Consider the following 18,466-nt stretch of genomic DNA (forward strand, 5'->3'; position numbering starts at 1 on the left):
TCTATGCAGCGTGGTCTTTTCCCGGTGCGCTGGCGAAATTCGCCTTGGTGGCGCTCTCCATGTTCGGGATCTACCTGCAGTACGGCCAGTGGTTGGGCTTGGAACCCATGGTCGCGACGCTGGTGCTGGCGGTGGTATTGAAACTGCTCGAAATGAAGAGCCGCCGCGACCACTATCTGATTTTGTTGCTCTGTTATGCCGTGGTCGCCTGTCGTTTTCTGTTTGAACAGCAGATTCCCGCGGTGCTGTTGGCGATATTCCAGCTGCTGTTGCTGCTGATTGCCCAGCAGGCAATGTATCGACAGCAGATGGCCTGGCGGCGCTCATTGCGACTGGCTTCGCTGTTGTTGCTACAGGGGATTCCCCTGATGCTGTTCTTATTCATGGCCTTCCCGCGCATTGGTCCGCTTTGGTCGATGCCGCTGCCGGGCGGCAAAGCGCAGACGGGGATGTCGGATGAGCTGGAATTCGGCGATATTGCCGACCTCAGCCAGTCAGGCGAGCTGGCTTTTCGGGTCAGTTTTGAGGGCGAACCACCCGCATCCGAACAGCTTTACTGGCGCGGTCTGGTATTGGAGGAATTTGACGGTCGACGCTGGTCGCGAATGCCCCTGCCGCGATGGGAGCGGCCGTCCGCCCCGGTGTTGGGCCCCGCCGATCTGTTGAATTACACCGTCATTCTGGAACCCGGTGTGCACAAATGGCTGTATACGCTGCCGGTGGCACGGATCAATCGTTCGGATATTGACTACGGTGGCGACTACCAGTGGCTGGCGAGCCCGGCCCTAACCGGGCGTCTTCAGTATTCTGTGGAGAGTCGGCTTGAACAGCGCCGCGATGAACTGAGTCGTCAGCGTCTTGCTGCAAATCTGCGCACACCCGGTGTCGCAAATGCTCGGGCGAGAGCACTGGCCGATCGTTGGCGCATGGAATACACCAGTGCTGCAGACCGCGTGGCAGCGGCTTTGACGTTTTTTCGACAGGGCCAGTTTGTTTATACGCTGCAGCCGCCGGTACTGGGCGAAGACAATGTGGATGCGTTTTTGTTTGAAAGTCGGCAGGGGTTTTGTGAGCACTACGCGGGCAGTTTTGTGTTCCTGATGCGTGCGGCCGGCGTGCCAGCGCGGCTGGTGGTGGGGTATCAGGGAGGGGAGTACAACCGGGACGGGCGCTATCTACTCGTTCATCAGAGTGATGCCCATGCCTGGGCGGAAGTGTGGCTGGACGGTGAGGGATGGCGGCGCGTTGATCCCACTCAGACGGTAGCGCCGGATCGCGTGCGTTTGGGAGCGGAACAACTGCTGCGTGGCCAGCAGGGTTATCTTGGCCAGTCGCCGTTATCTTTACGCCATTTTGAATGGGCACGGGACTTGCGTCTCTACATGGACGAGTTGAACTACGCCTGGGCAAAATGGGTGTTGAATTATGATGATCAGACACAGGAGGGGGTGTTGCGCCGCCTGCTCGGCGAGATCAGTGTTCAGCGCGTGTTGCTGGCCCTGCTGCTATTCGGTGGACTGCCGCTGGCCGTGATCGCCGGTATTACCTTGTGGCCGCGCAAGCGCGCAGAGAGTAAGGAGTTGCGCTATTATCGCGCGGCTGAACGAGCGCTGTTCCGGCGAACCGGTTTGCGTGCCGGGCCCGGAGACACGCCGGGTAAGCTGCTCCGCAAGGTGTGGCAGCAGGCCCCGGAATGGGCGCCCTGGTTTGGCGAAGTCTGCGACAGCTTCGAGGTCTGTTGTTATCGACCGGGTGGGAGTGCAGATCAAGCACTGCGTAGGCTCAAACAACTGAGGCGGCCTTATCGGGCGAATGATAGAGGAAGTGAGCGGAATGTCTAAACTGATAGTTGTGGTTGTTGCCTTGGTCGCCCTGGTTTATCTGAACCGGGTGCTCAATCGCCTGATCGACGAGTTTGCCGAGAGACGGGATATTTCTCAGCGCCGGGTATTCACACTACGCAAACTGTTGAACTTCAGTATGGTCGCGGTGGCTATTCTGACAGTCAGCTTTGTACTGGGTCTGCAGTACCACCAGATCTATATTTTCCTCAGCTCGGTGCTGGCGGTTATCGGTGTGGCGTTATTTGCCCAGTGGTCGATTCTCAGTCACCTCACCGCTGGTATCATTATCTTCTTTGCTTTTCCTTATCGGGTGGGCGACCGTGTAAAAGTGGTGGATGCTGATGAAGATATTACCGGTGAAATCATGGAAATTGCCTCATTCCATGTCCTGATCCGCCGCGACGATGGCGCAGATATTACCTACCCGAACAGTGCACTGTTGCAGAAGCCCGTCATTAAACTTCGCAGGAATACGACTGCAGCCCCGGCGATGCTGGACGAGGAGAAGGGCGAGGATCAGCTGCCGTAAAACGCCATAAACATATCGACACAACGCTGGCTGTAGCGGTGCAGCTCGCGCTTGTCGAGTTCGCTGCAGTCGGTCATCGACAGCAGAATACGGGTTTGCACCTGGCCGTGCAGCATGGAGATTAACTGGCTGCACGCCATGTCGATATCGTCGATGTTCAAGTTGCCCGCTGCGGTATTGCGGGCAAAGAAGTCACAGAGCTGTTCTCTGACTCTTGCGGGGCCAGCTTCCCAAAACAGTTGGCCGACATCCGAACGGTCGGCTTCGGCAACGCAAACCTTATAAACCTGAATCGCTTCCGGGCTGAGCAATAGCTCAATAAGGTGACCGCAGTAATGCTCAAGAGATTCTCGGCAACTGCGTGACTCATTGTCCAGGGTATCGGCCAATGGGTACTCTTCACACTTGCATTGAATCGCGGCGCTGAAAAGTTGTTCCTTGCTGCCAAAGTGGCTGTATAAGGTTTGTTTTGAGACCCCGGCCAGTTTGGCGATACCTTCCATACTGACGCTTTCGTAACCCTGCTCCATAAACAGGTCGCCAGCCGCATCCACAATCTGGCTGCGTTTTTCCTCGCTCTTGCTGCGTCCGCGCGCTTTGTTTTGCATCACTGCCGGTCTTTGCCTCTCTCGTCGGTAGTAAGCCTGAAATTTTTGTGTCTATACCGTAACCAAACTGGACTAGACAGTCCAGTTTGGTTTATCTATATTCTGGACCCAATAGTCCATTTTAGCCGAGCGCAGGCATCAGCATGTTTAGAACTTTCGTTTTTTCCCGTCTTTGGCAGCGCAGCTTGGTGTGTAGCCTGTTATTAAGCGCCGCGTTCAGTGCGTTCGCTGACGGCGCGCCGGTCAAGGTGGGGGAGATTAAACGTCAGCAGTCCTATGATGTTCAGCGACTGTTTGCGGGGCGAGTATTAGGTAGTCAGCGAGCGGATATCGGCTTTGAGGTGGCCGGGCGTGTTGTTCGATTGCACGTCGTCGATGGGCAGCGTGTTGAGCGCGGGCAATTACTTGCAGAGTTGGATACCAAGGCACTGGAGATTGAGCGGGGTGAGCTGCGCGCAGCCCGCCGTGAGGTTCAGGCACGCATTGAGCAGTTGCGACTGGATCAGGAGCGTTTCAATGCACTGGCGGAAAAAGGTTATGTATCTCAGGGGCAGCTTGACGAGCTGGACAGCCGCCTTAGGGCAACTCGTGAACAGCTAACACAAGTCGCAGAGCAACTTCGTGGTGTTGAGTTGCGCCTTCAGAAATCCACCTTAACCGCGCCCTTTGCCGGTGAAATTGCCTCACTCAATATAGAGGAAGGGGTGGTTGTCGCGGTTGGCAGAACGGTTTTGCAACTGGTTGAAACGGGGAATAACGAGGCGGTATTCGGTGTTTCCGACCAACTGGGCCGCGATCTGCTGCCCGGAGAGGGGATGGAGATTGCCCGCGGTGATCAGCGCTGGTCCGTCACTATTATTTCGGTGTCGCGAAATCTGGACTGGCGGACGCAGACTCGAACCGTGCGAGTGCAGCTTCCCAAAGAGGCGCCCTTCGTAGATGGAGAAACCGTACATTTGCTGTTGCATGAAGTTCGGCAGAAGCCTGGGTTCTGGTTGCCTATGACGGCGATGGTGGGCGATGTGCGGGGAACGTGGGCGGTCTACCAGATTGCAGAGGGTGAGGACGGGGTGCATCTGCGCAAGCGTTCAGTGCAGCCGCTCTATCAATTCCGTGGCAACGTTTATGTGCAGGGTGAGTTGCAAGACGGAGACCGGGTGGTGACCGACGGTACCCACCGTCTGGTGCCGGGTGAAGCGGTAACAATTGCCAAGCAGGACACGCCTAATGCTGAATAATCCGCGTTTTATCGCCTTGGGTATCGCGCTGATTATTGTGGCGGGACTGGCGGCAGTGGCGAGCTTGCCTCGTTTGGAAGATCCTCGATTTGGTAATCGGCATGGCATTGTCTTGTCCCAGATGCCCGGTGCCAGTGCTGAGCGTGTAGAGACGCTGGTCATCGAACCACTGGAAACCGCACTGCGCGCAATTCCTGAAATTGATCACATTGATTCGACGGCCAAGTCTGGTGTTGCGGCGATCAGTATTGCGTTTGTCGATGAGGTAAAACCCGCAGATACGGATCGTCTGTGGTCTGAAGTGCGCGATAAACTGGGTGAGGCCGCGAAATCATTGCCTGCCGATGCTTCGCCGCCGCAACTGGATCATGAACGAGATTACGCTTTCACCTGGTTGGCCGCCTTGCGTTGGCAGGGCGAGGGTGAAGCCGATTTGCTCAGAGTGGGGCGCTACGCTGAAGAACTCGCCAGTCGCTTGCGTAATCTGCATGGCACCGACATTGTTAAACTGCGTGGCGCGCCTCAGGAAGAAGTGCAGGTGCGTGTTGATGTCATCAAGGCCGGTGCTGTGGGGCTGGACGTGCCCGCTGTGGCGGGATTGCTGCGCAACAGCGATGCCAAGACCGCAGCAGGTGAGTTGATCGGTGCACAGCAGCGCCTGCCGATGGAATTCAGTGGCGGCTTTGACCAGCTTGAGCGGATCCGACGTACACCCTTGCTGACGCAGGAACATGGCGGTTCACTGCAGTTGCAGGATATTGCCCGGGTCTATCGCGGTGAGCCGGTCTCGCAGAAGGATATTGCCGAAGTGCATGGCGAGCGGGCGATTGTTATCGCCGTTCGTATGCTTCCGACGATGCGGGGCGATCAATGGACCGCATCACTGCGCAAAGCTGTTGCCGAGTTCGGCGAGACGCTGCCTGACGAGGTGGTGATTGAAGAGCTGTTTTCCCAGGAGCGCTATACGACGGCGCGTTTGAACGAGCTGTTGGGCAATATCGCGCTGGGCTTCTTCTTTATCTTCGTAATTTTGCTGTTCACCTTAGGCTGGCGATCGGCGTTCATCGTCGCACTGTCGTTACCACTGACGATGCTATACGCGCTGTCATGCATGTTCTTTACCGGGTTGCCCATCCACCAGATGTCGGTGACCGGGCTGATTGTCGCGCTGGGGATTATGGTCGATAACGCCATCGTGGTGGCTGATATGGTTAGGCGGTACAGGGAAGAGGGCTATTCCCCGGTGGCGGCTTCAACCAAGGCTTTCAAACATTTGTGGGTGCCTTTGTTGGGCTCGACCCTGACAACGGTACTGACTTTTATGCCGGTTGCCTTGATGCCCGGCGCTTCCGGTGAGTTTGTAGGCCCCCTGGCCAATTCGGTGATCTTTGCGCTGTTCGGCAGCTGGTTGATTTCATTGTTTATCATTGCTCCTGTGGCAGGCAGGCTGCTGGCGGCAGAGCATCGTCCCGGTATCTCTGCGGGATCACTGGATCGCAGCTTCAGGAAATTTCTCAGTCGCTGCCTGGCAATGCCGCGCCGGGCCGCTTTGCTTTGCTGTACCTTGCCGCTGGCAGGGTTCATGCTGGCCCAGCAGTTGCCGGAGCAATTCTTTCCTCCGTCTGATCGCGACATGATCGATATTGAGGTGTACCTGCCTGCGGGCTCCAGCATTGCGGCAACGCGTCGTGCAGCGGAGCGCATGAGCGAAGTTATTGAAGCGCATGAAGAAGTTGAAGAACTGCACTGGTTTATTGGTCGCAGCGCGCCCTCGTTTTATTACAATCTCTTGGATAATCGCGATGGCACGCCCCATTATGCCCAAGCGATGACGCGTGTGAGCGATCCGGCGGCAGCAAACCGACTGGTCGGGCAACTGCAGCGGGAGCTGGATAATGCTTTCCCCGAGTATCAGCCGATTATCCGTCGTCTGGGGCAGGGGCCGCCGACGGTTGCCCCGGTTGAACTGCGCTTATACGGCGCCGATCTGGAGCAGCTGCGCCGCCTGGGTGACGAGCTTCGCGCTATTGCGTTGAAGACCGAGAGTGTTGTCCACGTGCGCAACTCGCTTGGGGAACGAGTGCCCAAACTGTGGCTGGATGTGGAAGAGAGCGAGGCTCAGCGTAGTCAGGTAGGCTTGAGAGACTTATCCTCACTGCTGGCTGCCAGCGTCGACGGTATTGTCAGCAGCAGCTTGCTGGATGGCAGTGAACAGTTGCCAGTGAGGGTTTCCGGTGATGGCGTTCAGGAAACCAGCGTTGACCGTTTCCTGTCTTTCCCGCTGATATTACCGACCGGCGCCAGGCCGCTGTCGGCGATTGCGGATGTGCGGCTGGAGTCGGCGCAGGCACAGATTACTCGTCGCGATGGGCGACGGGTGAATAAGGTAGAAATATATATCCGCGATGGCGTATTGCCGGCCACCGTGTTGGCCGCTGTTCGCAGCGCATTGGATGCTGAAAACTTTGCTGTCCCTGCCGGTTATGAACTGGAGGTCGGCGGTGAGGCGGAGAGCCGCAATCGCGCGGTGGGCAAGTTGCTCAGCAGCGTGGGCATTATTGTGGTGCTGCTGGTGGTCACGGTAGTCATGGCCTTTGACTCATTCCGATTGTCGGCGCTGGTCTTTATCGTCGCGATTCAATCTGCCGGGCTGGGTATGCTCAGCCTCTGGTTAGGTTCATATCCCTTCGGCTTCACGGCCATTATCGGTCTGATGGGCTTGATGGGGCTCGCCGTGAATGCGGCGATTGTCATTTTGACAGAGTTGAAAGCCTCGCCATTGGCGATGGCGGGAAATCGCAATGAGATTGTGAATACCGTTGCGGCCTGTACCCGCCACATCAGCTCGACAACCATTACCACGGTGGCTGGCCTAGTGCCGTTGCTGATTGCCGAGGGGACGTTCTGGCCACCGTTTGCTGTGGTGTTGGCAGGGGGGACGGTGCTGGCTACGATTCTGTCGCTGGTGTTTGTGCCGTCGGCATTTCTAGTGCTGCGTCGCCCCTACCTGATGAAATACTTCCCGCACCTTGCTGATCGCGAAGAGCAGGGCAGTCAGCGTTCATAGGGGTACGGAGCGAAGTGAAATGCCCCGCTGGAAGCGGGGCATTACGATTCAGGCAAGTTTGCGTACGGTATCGCTGGTCACGGCGCTATTGATGTCGTCCAGTGCTTCAACTTTCCCCTTGCAGGCTTGCATCAGCAGCTCTTTGTTACGAGATAGAAGAATACCGAAATCTTCGGCCTGAGCGTCGTCTATGCCGGAAATCTCCCGCTGCAACAAGGCAGTAAATTGCTCTGCCAGCTCCAGCATCTTATCGTGGGCATCTGCTTCTTTCTTACTGTCGAACATCGTGTTGTCCCGGTCACACATCCACTTGGCTATAACCGCCATGCTTCACCTCTGATTGCGTTTGAGATTTCAAAATACTGTATGTAAATACAGTATTTATTGCAAGGAGATTTTATCTGCGCAAGCCTGTCAGGCATAAAAAAAGCCGCCCGAAGGCGGCTTCTCTGCGACAGATCGCAAATCGCTTAAGCAGAAACCTCGGTGATTTCCACAGCGGCGATGCGAGCGCCTTCTTCGGCACCTTTCTGGAAGGACTCGATCTGATCGAAGTTCATGTAGCGGTAAACTTCCGCAGACATGCTGTTCAGATCTTTGGCGTATTCCATGTACTCGGCAGGCGTCGGCAACTTACCAACGATGGCACCAACGGCGGCCAGCTCGGCAGAGGTCAGGTAGACGTTTGCGCCAGTACCCAGGCGGTTGGGGAAGTTGCGCGTGGAGGTCGACAGCACGGTTGCACCGTCGGCGACACGCGCCTGGTTACCCATACACAGCGAGCAGCCTGGCATTTCCATGCGTGCACCGGCTGCACCGAAGATGTTGTAGTAACCTTCTTCCATCAGCGTGTGCTGGTCCATTTTCGTCGGCGGTGACAGCCACAGACGGGTCGACAGGTTGCCTTTATGCGCATCCAGCAGTTTGCCGGCCGCACGGAAGTGACCGATGTTGGTCATGCAGCTACCGATGAACACTTCGTCAACCTTGTCGCCAGCCACTTCTGACAGCAGTTTGGCGTCGTCGGGATCGTTCGGGCAGCAGACCACAGGCTCGTTCAACTGGTCGAGGTCGATTTCGATAACCGCTGCGTATTCCGCGTCGGCGTCGGCCTGCAACAGGCTCGGATTGGCCAGCCACTCTTCCATCTTCTTGGCGCGACGCTCGAGAGTACGCGGATCGCCATAGCCTTCGCTGACCATCCAGCGCAGCAGGGTGATGTTGGAGCGCAGGTATTCAGAGATTTCCTCAACACCTTGCTTGATGGTACAGCCTGCCGCAGAGCGCTCAGCAGAAGCATCTGAGAGTTCAAAGGCCTGCTCAACGGTCAGACCTTCCAGGCCTTCGATTTCGAGAATGCGGCCAGAGAAGATGTTCTTCTTACCTTTCTTCTCAACAGTCAGATGACCGTCTTGGATCGCCTGGTAGGGGATGGCATGAACCAGATCGCGCAGGGTGATACCGGGCTGCATTTTGCCTTTGAAACGAACCAGAACAGATTCGGGCATATCCAGTGGCATTACGCCGGTCGCTGCTGCGAACGCAACCAGACCGGAACCCGCGGGGAAAGAAATACCCATCGGGAAGCGGGTGTGCGAGTCACCACCAGTACCTACGGTGTCGGGCAGCAGCATGCGGTTCAGCCAGCTGTGGATGATGCCGTCACCGGGGCGCAGAGATACACCGCCACGAGTCATGATGAAATCGGGCAGGGTGTGCTGGGTGTCGATATCCACGGGCTTGGGGTATGCCGCTGTGTGGCAGAACGACTGCATGGTCAGGTCGGCAGAGAAGCCGAGGCAGGCCAGGTCTTTCAGTTCGTCGCGAGTCATCGGACCAGTGGTGTCCTGAGAACCCACGGTGGTCATTTTCGGCTCGCAGTAGGTGCCGGGGCGAACGCCTTGGCCTTCAGGCAGACCGCAGGCGCGACCCACCATTTTTTGCGCCAGGGTGAAGCCTTTGCCGGTGTCTTCGGGTTGTGCCGGTACTCGGAACAAGTCAGAGGTGGGCAGACCCAGAGATTCGCGGGCCTTGGCAGTCAGGCCACGGCCGATAATCAGGTTGATACGGCCGCCAGCGCGTACTTCGTCCAGCAGTACATCGGACTTCAGCTCGAAAGTGCTGACCGTTTCGCCGGTTTCAACATTTTTGATCACGCCGTCGTAGGGGCGGATTTCAATCACGTCGCCCATGTTCAGCTGTTCTACATCGGCTTCAAAAACCAGCGCGCCTGCGTCTTCCATGGTGTTGTAGAAGATTGGAGCGACTTTACCGCCGATACACACACCGCCACCGCGCTTATTGGGTACGCCGGGGATATCATCGCCGAAGAACCACAGTACAGAGTTAGTGGCAGATTTACGTGAAGAGCCCGTGCCCACAACGTCGCCAACCATCGCGATGGGGTGGCCTTTTTTCTGCAGTTCTTCAATTTGCTTGAGGGGGCCGATTTGACCGGGTTGGTCAGGCGTCAGGCCGTCGCGCTCCATTTTGTACATTGCCAGCGCGTGCAGCGGAATGTCGGGACGCGACCAGGCATCGGGAGCGGGAGACAGGTCATCGGTATTGGTTTCACCGGTAACTTTGAAGACAGTTTTAACAATGCTTTCCGGCACGTCGTCACGCTTGGTGAACCACTCGCCGTCGGCCCAGCTTTGCATGACCGCTTTAGCGTGCTCGTTGCCCGCTTTGGCTTTTTCTTCTACATCGTGGAACGCGTCGAACATCAGCAGGGTGTGCTTGAGCTCTTCGGCGGCCAGAGGAGCCAGAGCCGCGTCGTCGAGCAGATCGACCAGCGTTGCGATGTTGTAACCACCGTGCATATTGCCCAGCAGTTTAACGGCTTCTTCCTTGGAAATAAGAGGGCTGCTTGCTTCGCCTTTAACAAGGGCAGACAGGAAGCCTGCTTTTACATAGGCGGCTTCGTCAACACCCGGTGGTACGCGGTTGGAAATCAGGTCGAGCAGCGTGGCTTCCTCACCGGCGGGTGGGTTTTTCAGCAGTTCAACCAAACCGGCGACCTGCTCAGCGTTCAGGGGCTTGGGGACAATACCCTGCGCTGCGCGCTCCTCAACATGCTTGCGATAGGCTTCTAGCACAATTAACTCCTCTCTTCAGTTTCGGTACCCGTAGTCCGGGATCGCCGGAGGCCGGGGCTATCGATGCCCGTCATCGATGCGAAATGGGGTGGCAAGTATACTTAAAAACCCTACTCAGGTTAAGGTTTGCCGGAACGCTCGGAGGGCTTGTCTGAGGCGGTGGTCTCACTTACCCTTTGCGGCTGCGGTAAATCCCTCTGGAGTGTCTTTTGTCTGATCTGCTTGGCCGTGTGGCAACCCCCTGTATCGGCGTATGTTCGACGGGTATCGGCGATGATGTCTGCAGGGGCTGTAAGCGTTTTTGCCACGAGGTGATTAACTGGAACAGCTACAGTCAGGAGCAAAAGCGCAGTATCGATCAGCGCCTGGACCGTTTTCTGGTACAAGTAATGGAAGACAAATTGCACATTGTGAATGCCGAATTGCTGGCCTGGCAGTTGGATGTGCAGCGGGTGCGTTATCCCGCGCAGAAAGCGCCGCATATCTGGTTGTTTCAATTGCTGCGGGCCGGGGCGGGGCAGATTCAAGAGCCGCGCAAATACGGCTTTCTGGTCGATGCGGCCTGGCAGGACCAAAGCCTGCTGCAGATCCGCGAGGCCATTGATCGTGAGTTTTACCTGCTCTCGCAAGCCCACTACGAGCGCTATATCGGGCGCTATATTCAAAAACAGGAAGGCTGAGCCCGTGCGTGGACACTGGTATACTCGCGCTCTCTTTTAATCTGTACTTCCCTCAGGCACCGGTGTTATGGCAATCGATATTTCCGAAGTTCTCGATTTTCTCCCCTGCGAAACGCCGCAAGCGTGGGTAGATGCCGCTCTAGAACACCCGGAAGAGCTGCTGATTGATCACGCCAACTGTGAAAAGAAGGCGGCGGGAACGGCCCTTAATCTGATGTTTCGCTACGTCGATAAGCTGGATTTGCTCAATAAAATGTCGCGGCTGGCCCGCGAAGAACTGCGGCATTTCGAGCAGGTACTGGCGATTATGAAAAAGCGTGGCGTGGAATACCGGCATGTGTCGTCGTCTCGCTATGCCAATGGTCTGCGCGAGTTAGCGCGCAGCAGTGATCCGGGCAAGCTGATTGATATTCTGATTTGCGGCGCACTGATTGAGGCGCGAAGTTGCGAACGTTTTGCCAAAATTGCGCCCCATCTGGACGGTGAGCTGCGAGATTTTTATCTGTCGCTGCTGAAGTCTGAGTCTCGGCACTTCAAAGACTATCTGACCCTGGCCGCAGCCTATGCCGGAGAGCCGATTGACGAGCGGGTTGCGGTTTTTCGGCAGCGAGAGCAGGAGCTGATCGAATCGGCAGACACGGCATTCCGCTTTCACAGTGGGCCGCCGTGCGCGGCCTGATTTGCCTTGCCTGAATTTGCCTAGATTAGCGCTTTACGCCGTTTGGTCGCTCTTGGCGTCGATCGGGAAATGGCGCAGTTCGAGTTTGCCCGGTGTGCTTTCCAGTACCCAGCCGCGCTGATCCCAATCGCCCAGCACGATTCTTTCGCCGGGTTTGCCGTCCAGTGTCAGTGCATGGCGGGCAGGGCGGTGAGTGTGTCCATGAATAAGCCGGTGGCAGTTATGTTGACGCAGTTGCTCCAGTACTTCTGCCGGAGTGACATCCATAATGTCTTCGGCCTTGTTGCTATTGGCCTCACTGCTGGCCATGCGCAATTGCTTTGCCAGCGCTCTACGTTCGTTCAGCGATTTGCTCAGAACCTGTTGCTGCCAAGCGGGGGAGCGGGCCATTTCCCGAAACTGCATATACTCGGCGTCGCCGGTACACAGGCTGTCGCCGTGCATTAATAGTGTCGCTTCGCCGTCCAGTTCAATAATCGTTGGATCGCTCAGCAGTGTGGCGCCGACGTTGTCACAAAAATCCTGTCCCACCAGAAAGTCGCGATTGCCGTGCATAAAGTACAGGGCACAGCCTCGGTCGCGCAGGGTTTTGAGGGCCTGTTTGACGTTGCTAATCAGTGGGCTGCTGTCGTCATCACCAATCCAGCTCTCGAAAAAGTCGCCGAGAATGTACAGCGCATCGGCGTTGGCAGCGTCGTGCTCCAGGAAATGGAAAAACGCCCGGCTGATGGCCGGGCGTTCCTCTTCCAGATGCAAGTCTGAAATAAACAGACAGCGCATGACTTAGTCTTGCCATTCCGCTTTTTCGATAATGACGTCTTCCGCGGGCACATCTTGGTGGCCGGCGGCGCTGGTGGTACGAACACCTTTAATTTGGTTGATCACGTCCATGCCGTCGGTGACTTTACCAAATACCGCGTAACCCCAGCCTTGCATGGTTTTGCCGCTGTGGTTCAGGAAGTCATTGTCTTTTACGTTGATGAAGAACTGCGCGCTGGCAGAGTGCGGGTCCATGGTGCGGGCCATGGCCAGCGTGCCGAGGTCGTTTTTCAGGCCGTTGTCGGCTTCGTTTTCAATCGGCTCGCGGGTGGCTTTCTGTTTCATGCCGGGCTCGAAGCCGCCGCCTTGAATCATGAAGCCGTCGATCACGCGGTGAAAAATGGTGCCATCATAGAAGCCTTCTTCGACGTATTGCTTGAAGTTTTCGGCGGTCTTGGGCGCCTTGTCGAAGTCCAGTTCAATTTTGATGTCGCCAAAATTTGTTTTAAAGATAACCATTTGCGTCGATCTCGCTTATAAGCAGAATGTAAAGCCGCTATAATACGGCTTTTGCTCTGGCGGCGAAACCGAGTGGCGTTCCGCGCGCACTCCAGGCCCCGGAACATGGCAATTCTGACGCGTCCCTTCCCCGGCGGATGGGCTGAACCAAAAGAGAACCACGATTCAATGAGTGAGCACGACGTCGCCGGTAATAACTTCCTGCGTACCCTGATTCGCAAGGATATTGAGGCCGGGCGCCTCACGGGTGAGCTGGTTACCCGCTTTCCCCCGGAGCCCAATGGCTTTCTGCATATTGGACATGCCAAGTCCATCTGTTTGAATTTCGGTCTGGCCGAACAGTTTGAGGGGCGCTGCCATCTGCGCTTTGACGACACCAATCCGGCCAAGGAAGAGCAGGCGTATATCGACGCCATCCAAGAGGATATCCGTTGGCTGGGTTACCAATGGTCGGGCGATGTGCGCTATGCCTCGGATTATTTCGACACGCTCTACGAGTACGCGGAGCACTTGATCACCGCGGGCAAGGCCTATGTGTGCGAACTCGGTGCCGAGCAGATGCGCGAGTATCGCGGCACGCTGACCGAGCCGGGCAAAAACAGTCCCTTCCGCGACCGCAGTGCGGAGGAAAATCTCGATCTTTTCCGCTGTATGCGGAACGGCGAATTTGACGAGGGCGCCAAGGTGTTGCGCGCCAAGATCGATATGGCCTCGCCCAATATCAATTTGCGCGACCCGATTATCTACCGTATTCGCAAACAGCATCATCATCAGACTGGCGATAAATGGTGTATTTATCCCACCTACGATTTTACCCACGGCCAGTCCGATGCGATTGAGGGTATTACCCACTCGATCTGTACGCTGGAGTTTGAGGATCACCGCCCGCTGTACGAGTGGTTCATTGCCAATCTGCCGGTGCCCTGTGAGCCCAAGCAATATGAGTTTGCGCGGCTGAATATTAACTACACCGTCACCAGCAAGCGCAAGCTGAAAGCGCTGGTGGATGAAGGCGTGGTGGCGGGTTGGGATGACCCGCGTATGCCGACCATTGCCGGCATGCGTCGCCGTGGCTTCACCCCGGCGTCGCTGCGGCATTTCTGTGAAATGGTCGGTGTGGCGCGCAGTGAAGGTATTGTCGATATGGCGATGCTGGAGCATGCGATTCGCGATGATCTCGATAAAAATGCGCCCCGCGCGATGTGCGTGATGGAGCCGCTGAAGCTGGTTATCACCAATTACCCCGAAGACAAGGTCGAGCAACTGGCGGCGCCGGGGCACCCCAATCGCGATGATCTCGGCGAGCGCGTGCTGCCGTTTACCCGCGAGGTGTATATCGAGCGCGACGACTTCCGCGAAGAAGCCAATAAGAAGTTCAAGCGCTTGGTGCTGGGCAAGAAAGTACGCCTGCGCAATGCCTACGTGCTGCTGGCCGAAGAAGTGGTGAAAGACGCCGACGGCAACATCACGGAAGTGCACTGCAGCTACGATCCCGATACCCTGGGCGAAGACCCCGCCGACGGCATCAAGCCCAAGGGCGTTATTCACTGGGTATCCGCCAGTGAAGGGCGCCAGGCGACCGTGCGCTGCTATGACCGTCTGTTCAACCATGAAGCGCCGGATCGTGGCGGTGAGGAGTTTATGGCTCACGTTAATCCGCAGTCGCTGGATGTGGTAGAAAACTGCTGGATTGAGCCGGGTCTGGCAGATTGCGTGCCGGAAAGTCATTTCCAGTTTGAGCGCACCGGCTACTTCGTTGCCGACCGCTATGAGCATAGCGCTGACAAGCCGGTGTTTAATCGCACCATTGCCCTGCGAGACAGCTGGGGCAAAGCCGAGCAGAACTGAATGGCGGCGGGCGGCAGCGTCCGCCGCCGTGCGCGCATCGTATAACAATATCATCCGCCGCCCTTGGGTGGCCGAACCGCAGTGAAGAGCATGACAATCCAGATTTACAACACCCTGAGCCGCAAGAAAGCCCCTCTGACCCCCATCGAGCCGGGCGTGGTCAAAATGTATGTGTGCGGAATGACGGTGTATGACTACTGTCACCTCGGGCACGCGCGGGTTCTGGTGGCGTTTGATGTCATCAGTCGATTCCTGCGGGCAAAGGGTTTTGATCTGACCTATGTGCGCAATATCACCGATATCGACGACAAGATTTTGCGCCGCGCCGATGAGAATGGTGAAGATTACACCGCGCTGACCAGTCGTTTTATCGATGCCATGCACGAAGATGCCGAGCGTTTGGGGATTGCGCCGCCGGATGCCGAGCCGCGCGCCACCGCACATATCGGCGATATTCTGGCTATGATCGACAAACTGATTGACGGTGGCTATGCCTATGCGGCCAGTAACGGTGACGTGTATTACCGTGTCAGCCGCTTTGAGGGCTACGGTAAGCTGTCGGGCAAGAACCCCGAAGAACTGTTGTCCGGTGCGCGGATTGCCGTAGACGAAGCCAAGGAAGATCCGCGTGATTTTGCGCTGTGGAAGGTGGCCAAGGCGGGTGAGGTGAGCTGGCCTTCGCCCTGGGGCGAGGGGCGGCCCGGTTGGCATATTGAATGCTCGGCCATGTCCACCTGCTGCCTGGGGGATAACTTTGATATTCACGGCGGCGGCCCAGATCTGGTATTCCCGCATCACGAGAACGAAATTGCCCAGTCCGAAGCGGCCACCGGAAAACCTTACGCCAACACCTGGATGCACGCTGGCGCGGTACGCGTGGACAACGAAAAAATGTCCAAGTCACTGGGCAACTTTTTTACTATTCGTGAAATTCTGGACAAGTACCACCCGGAGGTGGTGCGCTATTTCCTGATTTCCAGCCACTACCGCAGCGCGATAAATTATTCAGAGGACAACCTGCAGATTGCCCGCCAGAATCTGGAGCGCTTTTACCATGCCCTGAAAGGCCTGCCGCTGACCGCGCCAACGCCCTATGCAGAACTGCCTCAGGACAATGATACGGTGCGCCGCTTCGACGCGGCGATGTGCGATGACTTTGCGGCGCCAGAGGCGCTGGCTGTGCTGTTTGACCTGGTGCGCGAGATGAACAATGCGCGTGCGGCTGGCAACACCGAAGTGTTGGCTGAGCAGGCGCAGCTGCTGCGCTCATTGGGCGCGGTGCTGGGCATTTTTGGCTGTGAGGCAGAGGCCTTTTTGCAGGCCGGTGGTGAGGGAGAGCTGGCTGGAGAGCAGATTGAGGCGCTGATTGCCGAGCGCGCGCAGGCCAAGAAAGACCGCAATTTTTCCCGGGCCGATGAAATCCGTCAGTCGCTGCTGGATCAGGGGGTCGTACTGGAAGACAGCCGTGAAGGGACGACTTGGCGCCGCAGCTGAATACTTAGCGCTTACGACGATATCGCCGCCATAGCGCGGCGATCACTTCCAATGCCAGCAGTGCTGCAATAACGCCAAGGCTGTTAGCCACTAGATCATGGCCCGATGGGCTGCGCCCCGGTGATAGCGATTGCCCGAATTCCATCAGCGCGCTGTATGCCATGACCGCGATGGCCAGCATTAGCTTGTGGCTGAGCCTGTCGGCAACCGGATAGGCCAGCACCATAAAGACAAAATAGGCGAAGAAGTGCTGGAGCTTGTCCCACAGATCAACCGTGGGCATTTCTTTGGCAGGTGTCAGCGACAACGCTGCAATGACCGCCGCGTAGCTGCTGAGAACCAATATCTTCTGCCAGCGTTTTAATTGCATTCAGGAGTCGGCCCGATAGTCGTCTGCCAGCAGGTCACGCAGGCGTTGTCCGGCATCCTCCGTGATCTTTTCCACGTCCTCTTCGCTGGCGTAATCCTCTAACGGGAACTGTTCCCAGTAAAAGCGTACTTTGGCGAAGGGATAGGGTACCTTGAACTTGTCCCAGGTAGAGGCAATGCGCCAGCCGCGATATTCGACGCGCATCAGGTAGAGCGGAAGTTTGGTTTTGCGTGCCAGTGCCACCGCGCCGGGCTTCATTTCGTGCCTAGGTCCCCGCGAGCCATCAACAGTGAATACCGTTGCCGAGGCACTTTTGGCCCCCCGAAGGAGCTGAAAGAAGGCATCGCGACCGCCGCGACTGGGCGAGCCCAATGCCACGGTGTAGCCATAGCGCTCTAGCGCTTTGCCAATGGCGTAACCGAAGTGGTTTTGCGAGGCGATGGTGTTGGCATTGCTGTGTGCAAAATAGTTGCACAGGGGCAGCAGCTCATCGTGAAACACGGCAATCACGCAGGGGTTTTCAATCTCCGGGGCATTCTGAAAGCGCACGCTGCGCGTCAGCGCAAACAGGCCGTGCATAAAGCCGATCAGAATGCCGCGAGCGGCCTTTTGCCCAGGACCGATGACCTTGGGCTTACGTTGTCGCTTTGCCACGATGCGTTGCTCAGGCCAGGGCTTTTTCGCCGGATTCAACACTCTGGAAGATCAGGGTGTTGATGGTCATCGGGCCAACGCCACCGGGTACCGGGGTGAGGGCGGCTACGCGCTCAGCGAGAGGTGCCAATTCGATATCACCAACCCCGCCGGGGTGGTAGCCAGCGTCAACTACGACGGCACCGTCTTTAATCCAGTCAGCTTTGATGAATTCCGGCTTGCCCACTGCGCCCACAATAATATCGGCCTGTTTGATCAGTTCCGGCAGGTTTTGTGTGCGGGAATGGCAGATGGTCACGGTGGCGTTGGCTTCGAGCAGCATCATTGCCATCGGCTTGCCAAGGATGGCGCTGCGGCCAACGACAACAGCATGCTTGCCTTCAATCTCAATGTTGTAGTGTTCCAGCAGGCGCATAATGCCCTTGGGCGTGGCGCAGCCGTAGGCCTCTTCACCCATCGCCATGCGACCAAAGCCGAGGCAGGTGACGCCGTCGACGTCTTTGCTCAGGGCAATCGCGTCGAAACAGGCGCGCTCATCAATCTGGGCGGGTACGGGGTGCTGCAGGAGAATGCCGTGAACGTTGGGGTCATTGTTCAGTTCGTCGATTTTTGCCAGGAGTTCTTCGGTCGTGGTGCTCGATGGCATCTCAACCGCCATGGAGTCCATGCCGACGCGTCGGCAAGCGTTGCCTTTCATCTTTACATAGGTCGCAGAGGCGGGGTCGTCGCCCACCAGAATGGTGGCGAGAATCGGGGTTTTGCCGCCGGACTTTTCCTTGAGTACTGACACCCGCTCAGCGAGTTGTTGTTCCCAGCTTGCCGCCAGTGCTTTGCCGTCCAGAATCTGTGCCGCCATCCCGGTCATTCTCCGAAAAAAGATGATTGAAATTAGGCTGTTATTGTCGCACGCCGTGAATCGACAGGCCAAGGAAGAGGGCGTGTTTTTTTTGCTAAACTTGTTGACGCCTCTGGGGCGGCTGCGTATCATGCGCAGCTCCTGTAGCGGGGCATGAGTTACACGTTAATCGGGGTATAGCGCAGTCTGGTAGCGCGCCTGCTTTGGGAGCAGGATGTCGGGA

General features: G+C 56.9%; 16 protein-coding genes. 8 read left to right on the forward strand and 8 right to left on the reverse strand.

Annotation, left to right across the window (positions count from 1 at the left end):
* On the forward strand, positions 1-1,841 hold a 1,841-nt coding region (locus AC5DB9_RS15295; protein ID WP_491732079.1), incomplete at its 5' end, for a transglutaminase TgpA family protein.
* On the forward strand, positions 1,834-2,373 hold the full coding sequence (locus tag AC5DB9_RS15300) for a mechanosensitive ion channel domain-containing protein (RefSeq protein ID WP_272994097.1): 540 nt from the start codon (positions 1,834-1,836) through the stop codon (positions 2,371-2,373). The genes AC5DB9_RS15295 and AC5DB9_RS15300, both read left to right, overlap by 8 nt.
* Here the strand turns inward: AC5DB9_RS15300 and AC5DB9_RS15305 are convergent.
* Complete coding sequence (locus AC5DB9_RS15305; protein ID WP_022957440.1) at positions 2,361-2,981, reverse strand: TetR/AcrR family transcriptional regulator; 621 nt, start codon at positions 2,979-2,981, stop codon at positions 2,361-2,363. The genes AC5DB9_RS15300 and AC5DB9_RS15305 overlap by 13 nt on opposite strands.
* Positions 2,982-3,124: 143 nt before the next feature.
* On the opposite strand from AC5DB9_RS15305, the gene AC5DB9_RS15310 reads away from it, so the two are divergent.
* Together AC5DB9_RS15310 and AC5DB9_RS15315 are read left to right on the forward strand one after the other, a co-directional pair.
* The gene (locus tag AC5DB9_RS15310) at positions 3,125-4,219 is read left to right on the forward strand and encodes an efflux RND transporter periplasmic adaptor subunit (RefSeq protein WP_022957439.1); all 1,095 of its coding nucleotides are present in this window, start codon (positions 3,125-3,127) and stop codon (positions 4,217-4,219) included.
* Positions 4,209-7,286: an efflux RND transporter permease subunit gene (locus AC5DB9_RS15315; protein WP_273009867.1), complete on the forward strand. Its 3,078-nt coding sequence runs from the start codon at positions 4,209-4,211 to the stop codon at positions 7,284-7,286. Before AC5DB9_RS15310 ends, AC5DB9_RS15315 begins: the two co-directional genes overlap by 11 nt.
* 48 nt (positions 7,287-7,334) lie before the next feature.
* On the opposite strand, the gene AC5DB9_RS15320 is transcribed toward AC5DB9_RS15315, so the two are convergent.
* Positions 7,335-7,613: a YebG family protein gene (locus AC5DB9_RS15320; RefSeq protein WP_022957437.1), complete on the reverse strand. Its 279-nt coding sequence runs from the start codon at positions 7,611-7,613 to the stop codon at positions 7,335-7,337.
* A gap of 143 nt (positions 7,614-7,756) precedes the next feature.
* Positions 7,757-10,384 (reverse strand): bifunctional aconitate hydratase 2/2-methylisocitrate dehydratase, encoded by a 2,628-nt coding sequence (acnB, locus tag AC5DB9_RS15325; RefSeq protein ID WP_022957436.1) that lies wholly within the window; start codon positions 10,382-10,384, stop codon positions 7,757-7,759.
* A 209-nt stretch (positions 10,385-10,593) separates the two neighbouring features.
* Here acnB and AC5DB9_RS15330 point away from each other — a divergent pair, with 209 nt between their 5' ends.
* Both AC5DB9_RS15330 and AC5DB9_RS15335 read left to right on the forward strand, forming a co-directional pair.
* Entirely contained in the window at positions 10,594-11,064 is a 471-nt protein-coding gene (locus AC5DB9_RS15330) for a DUF1289 domain-containing protein (RefSeq protein ID WP_272994099.1), read from the forward strand.
* Positions 11,065-11,131: 67 nt separating this feature from the next.
* On the forward strand, positions 11,132-11,743 hold the full coding sequence (locus AC5DB9_RS15335) for a MiaE family protein (RefSeq protein ID WP_272994100.1): 612 nt from the start codon (positions 11,132-11,134) through the stop codon (positions 11,741-11,743).
* Between the two features lie 33 nt (positions 11,744-11,776).
* Here the strand turns inward: AC5DB9_RS15335 and AC5DB9_RS15340 are convergent, their stop codons facing one another.
* Positions 11,777-12,523: a UDP-2,3-diacylglucosamine diphosphatase gene (locus AC5DB9_RS15340; protein WP_272994101.1), complete on the reverse strand. Its 747-nt coding sequence runs from the start codon at positions 12,521-12,523 to the stop codon at positions 11,777-11,779.
* A 3-nt stretch (positions 12,524-12,526) separates the two neighbouring features.
* Entirely contained in the window at positions 12,527-13,021 is a 495-nt protein-coding gene (locus AC5DB9_RS15345; RefSeq protein WP_022957432.1) for a peptidylprolyl isomerase, read from the reverse strand.
* Positions 13,022-13,189: 168 nt separating this feature from the next.
* Here AC5DB9_RS15345 and AC5DB9_RS15350 point away from each other — a divergent pair, with 168 nt between their 5' ends.
* Together AC5DB9_RS15350 and cysS are read left to right on the forward strand one after the other, a co-directional pair.
* On the forward strand, positions 13,190-14,869 hold the full coding sequence (locus AC5DB9_RS15350) for a glutamine--tRNA ligase/YqeY domain fusion protein (protein ID WP_272994102.1): 1,680 nt from the start codon (positions 13,190-13,192) through the stop codon (positions 14,867-14,869).
* Positions 14,870-14,959: 90 nt separating this feature from the next.
* Positions 14,960-16,363: a cysteine--tRNA ligase gene (gene cysS / locus AC5DB9_RS15355; protein ID WP_272994103.1), complete on the forward strand. Its 1,404-nt coding sequence runs from the start codon at positions 14,960-14,962 to the stop codon at positions 16,361-16,363.
* A gap of 4 nt (positions 16,364-16,367) precedes the next feature.
* Here the strand turns inward: cysS and AC5DB9_RS15360 are convergent, their stop codons facing one another.
* Genes AC5DB9_RS15360 through folD form a run of 3 tightly spaced genes read right to left on the reverse strand, consistent with a single transcriptional unit; the run spans position 16,368 to position 18,243 of the window.
* Complete coding sequence (locus AC5DB9_RS15360) at positions 16,368-16,733, reverse strand: VanZ family protein (protein WP_272994104.1); 366 nt, start codon at positions 16,731-16,733, stop codon at positions 16,368-16,370.
* The gene (locus AC5DB9_RS15365) at positions 16,734-17,387 is read right to left on the reverse strand and encodes a lysophospholipid acyltransferase family protein (protein ID WP_022957428.1); all 654 of its coding nucleotides are present in this window, start codon (positions 17,385-17,387) and stop codon (positions 16,734-16,736) included.
* A 10-nt stretch (positions 17,388-17,397) separates the two neighbouring features.
* On the reverse strand, positions 17,398-18,243 hold the full coding sequence (gene folD / locus AC5DB9_RS15370; protein WP_272994105.1) for a bifunctional methylenetetrahydrofolate dehydrogenase/methenyltetrahydrofolate cyclohydrolase FolD: 846 nt from the start codon (positions 18,241-18,243) through the stop codon (positions 17,398-17,400).
* Positions 18,244-18,466: the final 223 nt, after the last annotated feature.

It is taken from the genome of Spongiibacter sp. (genome assembly GCF_984394615.1).